8 protein-coding genes are annotated in these 7,453 nt (G+C 34.9%); 2 read left to right on the top strand and 6 right to left on the bottom strand.

Going from position 1 to position 7,453, the window contains the following annotated elements:
• Window positions 1-56: 56 nt before the first annotated feature.
• Both AC1DTM_RS14705 and AC1DTM_RS14700 read right to left on the bottom strand, forming a co-directional pair.
• A complete protein-coding gene (locus AC1DTM_RS14705; RefSeq protein ID WP_016104370.1) occupies window positions 57-374 on the bottom strand; it encodes a magnetosome magnetite crystal formation protein family in 318 nt (105 codons plus the stop codon).
• Between the two features lie 147 nt (window positions 375-521).
• Window positions 522-1,100, bottom strand: coding sequence for a YdcF family protein (locus tag AC1DTM_RS14700; RefSeq protein WP_016104369.1), 579 nt, complete (start codon window positions 1,098-1,100; stop codon window positions 522-524).
• Window positions 1,101-1,260: 160 nt separating this feature from the next.
• Between AC1DTM_RS14700 and AC1DTM_RS14695 the strand changes: the two genes are divergently transcribed.
• Window positions 1,261-1,926 (top strand): DUF421 domain-containing protein, encoded by a 666-nt coding sequence (locus tag AC1DTM_RS14695; protein ID WP_477000400.1) that lies wholly within the window; start codon window positions 1,261-1,263, stop codon window positions 1,924-1,926.
• Window positions 1,927-1,962: 36 nt separating this feature from the next.
• Here AC1DTM_RS14695 and AC1DTM_RS14690 read toward each other — a convergent pair whose 3' ends face one another.
• Together AC1DTM_RS14690 and AC1DTM_RS14685 are read right to left on the bottom strand one after the other, a co-directional pair.
• Entirely contained in the window at window positions 1,963-3,318 is a 1,356-nt protein-coding gene (locus AC1DTM_RS14690) for an MATE family efflux transporter (RefSeq protein WP_088098964.1), read from the bottom strand.
• An 89-nt stretch (window positions 3,319-3,407) separates the two neighbouring features.
• A complete protein-coding gene (locus tag AC1DTM_RS14685; RefSeq protein WP_002202571.1) occupies window positions 3,408-4,238 on the bottom strand; it encodes a MerR family transcriptional regulator in 831 nt (276 codons plus the stop codon).
• 269 nt (window positions 4,239-4,507) lie between these two features.
• Between AC1DTM_RS14685 and AC1DTM_RS14680 the strand changes: the two genes are divergently transcribed.
• Window positions 4,508-5,671, top strand: a complete 1,164-nt coding sequence (locus tag AC1DTM_RS14680; RefSeq protein ID WP_002201089.1) for a cation:proton antiporter — start codon at window positions 4,508-4,510, stop codon at window positions 5,669-5,671.
• 63 nt (window positions 5,672-5,734) lie between these two features.
• Here the strand turns inward: AC1DTM_RS14680 and AC1DTM_RS14675 are convergent, their stop codons facing one another.
• Window positions 5,735-6,013: a DUF3986 family protein gene (locus AC1DTM_RS14675; RefSeq protein ID WP_002201090.1), complete on the bottom strand. Its 279-nt coding sequence runs from the start codon at window positions 6,011-6,013 to the stop codon at window positions 5,735-5,737.
• Window positions 6,014-6,078: 65 nt separating this feature from the next.
• Window positions 6,079-7,428, bottom strand: coding sequence for an aspartate aminotransferase family protein (locus AC1DTM_RS14670; RefSeq protein WP_002158515.1), 1,350 nt, complete (start codon window positions 7,426-7,428; stop codon window positions 6,079-6,081).
• Window positions 7,429-7,453 lie beyond the last annotated feature (25 nt).

The raw sequence follows: 7,453 nt of genomic DNA, 5'->3' as shown, positions 1-7,453 counted from the left end.
GGATATCGACTTATCAACAAATAACGAAAGATTTATATGCTATTATGCAATTGTTGTTAAGCTGCTTTCAAAACTTTAATTCCTTTAACAATATTCCAAATGAAGTAATAAATTCCTACAAGAATAAACACTGCATACGTTATAACCATTCCAATTCCAACGCTCTCAGATTGATTGAAACTTAAACCGTATACCCCCGATAAAGCTAATCCGCCAAATAAGATTGCGTACGGGAAAATATGTGACCAAAATGCTTTTTTTGCGTGATATTTCACTTCATCTTCCGCAACGAAGTACACGACAATTGGCAGTAAAAATGGTGCAAAAAAGATACTAAAGTAACATAGCGAAGATAAAATATTATTTCCTTTCATCCGATTCACCTCTAAAGTTTTTTGTTACCTTCATTATGTCAGGAAACCACTCCAGAAACTATCGCTTTACCTTTCATGAACATGACATCTTTGTAAGATTTCCCTCAAAATAAATCCCGCCTGGAATTTCAGGCGGGATCACTTTCACTATATTCGATTCATAAACCAATATTGCGTAACCGCTAAATATTCTCGTACATTCGATTGAATAATAATTGGCTTCGGTGTTTTCGCCGGAAGACCTTCTAATGTCAACCCTTGTTTTTCTGCAATCTTTTTTGCTCGGAACATATGAAAATCGTTCGTTACAATCATCCCTTTTTTCATATTTTCAGGGATAAGAGGTTTTGAAAATTTAATATTTTCATCTGTGCTCGTCGAACGTTCTTCCATTATAATGCGGTCTTCTGCAATATTTTGTTTCATTAATCCTTGTTTCATCGCTAATGCTTCTGTAATATCTTCACCTTTTCCTTGGCCTCCAGATACGATAGCAATTGTTTTATCATGTGATTTTAAATACTCAGCTGCTTTATCAATACGATATTGCAATGAATAAGAAGGCTTTGTTCCATTTACTTTCGATCCTAGTACAATTATATAATCCGCATCGTCAATTGCATTCATATGCCCATGCTTATAGATGTTATATTGTAAAAACCCCGCATACACGGCGAAGATCATTATAACAACTAAAATGTACTTAATTATTTTCTTCTTTCTCATATCCATATACTCCTATTCCCTTTACTTCCTTCATCATAATATCCATTTATTTGTTTGTATACAGCCAAATTCCAATTCACCCTAATTCATCCTATAAAAGGTAATATTTATATTACTTTCGGGAATAGTAAGTACAACTTCACACGAAGGAGTGTCCCTCTTGCTTCTCTTTTTATTTAATGTATCGTTCTTTTTTATCTTATTTTTACTATCACTTAAGCTACTTGGTAAATCTGCATTAGCACAACTAACCCCTCATGATTTTGGGGCTATTATCTTTTTATCTTATTTAGCTTTTCAAGCCATACCAGTCGCTGGTGCTTTACAAGCATTTCTCGGTATGGTCGTTATTACATGTTTGCATTTACTTCTTACCAAATTAAGCCTACTCAATAAACTAAATCGTTTCATTCTCGGACACCCCATTATTTTAATTAAACATGGTGATATTATTTTTGAGAACTTACAAAAAAGTAGATATCCGATCCCTGAATTGCTTTCTAATCTTCGCGTCGCCGGATATCCAAGTGTTCATGAAATTGAATACGCTATTTTAGAARCGAATGGAGCCATTAGCATTTTACCAAAGCGAGAACTTGTACCATTGACTCCAAAAGATATGAATATAGATGTTAAGTATGCAGGGTTACCAATTGCTCTTATCGTTGATTCACAAATTCAATACGATAACTTAAAGTTAATTCATAAAGACGAAAAATGGTTATATAAAGAGTTAAAAGAAAAAGGAATCACAAATATTAAAAACGTTGCTTTTGTGTCTGTTCAAGAAACGGATGGATCTTTTGCGATTAGTTTAAAAGAATGAAAAAATCCCCTTACTTGTTCAAGGGGATTTTCTTCACTATATAGCTTCTTTCTTTCCTGCCAAGTTTAATGGAACAGGATGTTTCATACGATTCATTGTAAATACAATGATTGCTGTCAATATTTCCGCTACTGGCATAACGAGCCAAATTCCATTTACACCAAATAATTTCGGCATAATCCATAACAATGGAATAATAAATAGTAAACCACGGCTCAAAATAATAAGAACTGATTTTGTCGTTTGTCGCACTGATTGGAAATACTCTCCATACACAATGTTATAGCCTAAAAATACATATTGTATAAAGAATAAACTAATACCTGTTAACGTTAACTCCAATAGTTCTGGGGATTGAACATCAAACAAACCAATTATATATTTCCCGAAGAATAAACCGACAACAATTGCTACGCCTCCGAGTACAACTGCAGTTTTTACAGCTAACCGTAATCCTTCACGCAGTCTTTCTGGTAAATTTGCACCATAGTGGAAACTAGCAATAGGTTGTAATGCGGCTCCAACACCGAAGAATAATAGTAATGTCATTGCATGAATACTATTGACCATCGCATAAGAAGCGACACCTACTTCTCCTGCATATTGAACAAAAGCGATATTAAAACCAACCGTTACAATCGCTACTGTAATCTCAGTTGTAAAACTTGGGAAACCAATCACCATAATTTGTTTAACCGTATCCCATTCAAAATGGAATTTCGTCCACTTTAAAACACTACTTTTTCTAAAGAAGTGAGTTAATAATACAAGGAAACCAATTGCCGCCGAAAGAATAGTTGCTGAGGCAGCACCTGTTACGCCCCATCCAAAGATAAAGATAAAGATATAGTCAAAGATAATATTCAATACAGCTGTTACGACAAGGCCTGCCATTGCTAAATTAGGATTTCCATCGTTACGTATAAATGTGCTTAAAATATTTTCTAAAACGTATATCATTCCAAATGTTAATAACACTTGTAAATAGTCTAACGCATATGGCAAAATCACTTCATTTGCACCGAATAGATATGCTATATCTTCTATTCTCCATAAGCAAATAGCCGCTAAAACACCTACGATAATAACTGCCACTGTCATAGATTGAGTAAAAATAGACCTTGCTCTTTCCAGTTTATTTTCCCCTAGTGCAATGGAATATAACGTTGCTCCGCCCATTCCAATCCATAATGAAATAGAAAAGAAAATTGAAAACGCTGGAATAGCTACGTTTACTCCAGCCAAACCGTTCGCTCCAACTCCTCTACTAATCATGACCGCATCAATCACAATATTAACCGACATTAATACCATCCCAAGAACAGCTGGTATTAAATAAGTGATAAATAAACTTTTAATAGGTTTTTCTCTTAATTTTTCTGTTGTTTCCATCATATAAATGCTCCTTTTTCAATGCTCTGTTCACAGTTTAAACCTTCAAGTTACTTGAAGGTCAATAGAGAATCGAAAAATATATAAGCCTATTTTTTAACAACAGGTATTTGAATTTCCGTTACTTGCTCTTTCGGATTTTCTGTTACAGACCAATCAATTAACGCAAGCTCAAGCGCATCTCCGCATACTTCGTATCCTTCGTTATCAATGTGATTTAATAATTTCGTATACGTTGCATCTGTTTCTTCATATGGTCCATGGTGATAAGAACAAGCAAATATTCCTTCTTTTATTTCATCTGAAGTATGCAATTGAAAAGGCATGTAATCCAATAAAATAAACACACTGTTATATGCTTGAAACTCATTTTGAAGTAATGCTTTTTTTGAAACTGTTACACCGATATCTCCTGAAAATAAACTATTATCAATTTGCTTCATATTTTTTTGTAGCGAATGGATATAATATTCAAACATATCATCTGTTGTATTAGGTGCAACTGCAATCGCTGTTATTTTTCGCTTCGATATCGTTTTATAAATAATTTGATTCGCTTCTGATTCCGTCGCTTTCTTCATTAAATGGATTTTATGTTCCATTTTTGCCAAAGCATACTCGATTTCTCTTTGCTTTTTCAGCATCATTTCTTGTTGTTTTTCAAGTAAATTCAGCGCATAAGACGGATTTCGTTCATCAATATATTTCTTTATTTCCTTTAATGGGATATTCAATTGGCGTAAAAATTTAATCGTGTCTAATAGTGAAAACTGATCAATTGTGTAATAGCGATAATTCGTTTGCGGGTCCACAATAGACGGATGAAAAATTCCTTTTTCATCATAGTAGCGTAATGTAGATTCCGCTATATTATGCATTTTTGCCATTTCCCCAATTGTAAAACGTTTATTTAATAACATATGCCCTTCTCCAATTCATTAAAAATGTATCCTTATTTCTTCTTATTATATAGTGATTCCCTCCATACCTAAATCGAATCCTATCATGAAAATCTGCTATTTTTTCATTGATTTTTAATAAATTTTATTATATATTAATTACAGGTTCAAATTACAAGTTCAAAAGAACTCGTAATAAGACCCTTTGTTTAATGGGTTTTTACATATTTTCATTAGGCAAATTCCGAGAAATCGTATGATAAAACTAAAAATGATGAGGAGAGGATCAGATGGAATTCGAATTTTTCTTTCAAATTGCACTTATTTTATTAAGTACAAAGCTCGCTGGTGACCTTAGTGTTAGATTAGGTCAACCTTCTGTACTGGGTAAATTAATTGTCGGTATCGTTATCGGTCCAGCTTTATTAGGTTGGATTGAGAATTCAGAACTTCTAACGCAATTAAGTAATGTCGGGGTTATTCTTTTAATGTTTATGGCTGGACTTGAAACAGACTTAAAAGAATTAAATGAAAACCGTAATTCTTCTTTAGCAGTCGCAATTGGAGGTATCGTTCTTCCATTTGTRGGTGGTTACGTTGCCGGTCTTGTTATGGGCATGGAACAAGGGAACGCTGTCTTTTTAGGATTACTTCTATGTGCGACAAGTGTTAGTATTTCTGTTCAAACACTTCGCGATTTAGGTAAGATGAAAACACGTGAAAGTACAACAATGCTTGGAGCAGCTGTATTTGATGACATTCTTGTTGTTATTTTATTAGCATTCGCAATGAGCTTCTTAGGTACAGATGATGTGAATTTAACAATGGTTATCTTGAAGAAAGTAGTATTCTTTGCTTCTATTATTTTAATCGGATGGAAAGGTGTTCCAGCGATTATGCGTTGGTTATCACCACTACGCGTATCTGAGTCTATCGTTAGCGCAGCACTTATCATCTGTTTCTCATTCGCATATTTCGGCGAACTATTAGGAATTGCTGGTATTATCGGTGCTTTCGCAGCTGGTATCGCTATTTCTCAAACGAACTACAAACATGAAGTAGAAAAGAAAGTAGAACCAATCGCTTATGCTATGTTCGTACCAGTATTCTTCGTTAGCATCGGTATGAATATTACATTTGACGGTATTGGTGATCAAATTTGGTTCATTTTAGCATTAACAGTAATCGCTGTATTCACAAAACTAATCGGTTGTGGATTCGGTGCACGAATGACTGGATTTGATGCAAAGTCTTCTGCAATTATCGGTGCTGGTATGGTTTCTCGTGGTGAAGTTGCACTTATCATCGCAGGAACAGGACTTTCTTCTGGCCTATTAGCACAAGATTACTTTACAGCAATCGTTATCGTCGTTATTTTAACTACGATGATTACACCACCAATGTTAAAATACACTTTTGGTGCAAAAGATAAAGCAATGAAAGCAAGTAAATAAGTTTACTATAATAAAAGGAGATTGCTATCTTATAAGATAGCAATCTCCTTTTTCGTTTCACCTTTAAACAATCTCATTCGTCTTTAACCATTTTTCAAAAATAGTTCGCGCTTCCTCATCATCGATATCATCACGAAATGAATATACTTTTATGCCATAGTCATCTATATATTCCCCAAGTTTCATTTCCTCCACCTTTTTATAAAAATCGTCTGCCTCATATTTTGGAATATAAGCATCCCAAACTGGCTCATTTATTCTTTTGTACGCTGTCACTTCTAAATCATATCCGTCTTCATAATATCCGATGTGATAATGTTTGTTAGGATCATATTTCTCCATTAAAAGCTCCTCCTAGTAAACAAAAGCGAGCCTTATATTACAGCTCGCTCCTCTCGTTCTATTTATTAAATACGTTCCATCGCTGTCTTCAACGTTCCAACAACAAAAGCAATTTCTTCACTTGAAATAACAAGTGGCGGTGCTAATGTTAAAACGTTATTATACCCCGCTGTTGTCATACCGTTACGCCCAATAATAAGTCCTTTTTCTTTACAAGCATTTACAACACTTGCAATTTTGTCGTTATCAATTGGTTCTTTCGTCGCTTTATCATTTACTAGTTCGATTCCAACTAATAACCCTTTCCCTCTAATATTACCAACAAGCGGATGTTCCCCAATTTCTTCTTTTAATTGATTTAATAAAAGTGAACCCATTTGGGCAGAGCGCTCAATTAAATTTTCATTTTCCATAATCTCTAAGTTTTTAAGCGCTAATGCACAAGCCGCTGGATTTCCACCAAATGTATTAATATGACGGAAGAATTCATATTCCCCTGTTCCTTTAAATGCCTCATAAATTTCTTTTTTCACAGCTGTTGCTGATAATGGTAAGTATGCGCTCGTAATACCTTTTGCCATCGTAACGATATCAGGCTTAACGTCATAATTCATAAATCCAAATGCTTTTCCTGTACGCCCGAAACCACAAATAACTTCATCGCTAATAAGTAACGAACCGTGTTTTTGACACGTTTCATGAACAGCTTTCATATAGTCTTGTGGCGGCATTAAAATACCTCCGCCTGTAATAATTGGCTCCATAATAAATCCCGCTATTGTTTCGCTTAATTCCCATGTCATAACACGATCTACTTCTTTTACGCATTCTACATCATAAATATTTTGCGATTCCATTTCTGGCATGCGGTAACAATCTGGAGGCGTTACATGTAAAAACCCTGACGCAAATGGCTCATATTGGTATCTACGCTGTGCTTGTCCAGTCGCTGCCATCGTTGCCATTGTGTTTCCGTGATAACCACGATAACGTGACATAAATTTATAACGATGCGGTTCACCTTTTTGAGCATAATATTGTCTTGCTATTTTAAAAGCTGTTTCATTCGCTTCTGATCCACTATTAGAGAAGAATATAACATACTCTCCACCAAGCCACTCGTTTAACTTTTCAGCGAGCTTAATCGCTGGCTCATGTGATTGTGACATCGGAAAGTATGATAATGTTTGCAATTGCTTATAAGCTGCCTCTGCGAGCTCTTTTCTTCCGTATCCACTATTCACACACCAAAGACCACTCATACCGTCTAAGTATCTTTTTCCTTGTATATCTTCAACCCAGCACCCTTCTGCTTTTGCCCCTACCATTGTACTACTTGGGCTAAAAGGACGCATTCCGTGCCAAACATATTGCTCATCTTTTGCTAATAATTCATCGGTTTGTTTTGTCTTCATCATTTCTTCCACCTTCCATAACAAC

Source organism: Bacillus sp. P4_D3, assembly GCF_056401855.1.
This window is presented reverse-complemented; position numbering and strand designations above follow the sequence as displayed.

What these genes read in the sequence shown, in the direction of transcription:
- AC1DTM_RS14670 (WP_002158515.1), bottom strand. Translation starts at nt 7,428, where the DNA reads ATGAAGACAAAACAAACCGATGAATTATTAGCAAAAGATGAGCAATAT.
- AC1DTM_RS14690 (WP_088098964.1), bottom strand. Translation starts at nt 3,318, where the DNA reads ATGGAAACAACAGAAAAATTAAGAGAAAAACCTATTAAAAGTTTATTT.
- AC1DTM_RS14700 (WP_016104369.1), bottom strand. Translation starts at nt 1,100, where the DNA reads ATGAGAAAGAAGAAAATAATTAAGTACATTTTAGTTGTTATAATGATC.
- AC1DTM_RS14705 (WP_016104370.1), bottom strand. Translation starts at nt 374, where the DNA reads ATGAAAGGAAATAATATTTTATCTTCGCTATGTTACTTTAGTATCTTT.
- AC1DTM_RS14675 (WP_002201090.1), bottom strand. Translation starts at nt 6,013, where the DNA reads ATGGAGAAATATGATCCTAACAAACATTATCACATCGGATATTATGAA.
- AC1DTM_RS14685 (WP_002202571.1), bottom strand. Translation starts at nt 4,238, where the DNA reads ATGTTATTAAATAAACGTTTTACAATTGGGGAAATGGCAAAAATGCAT.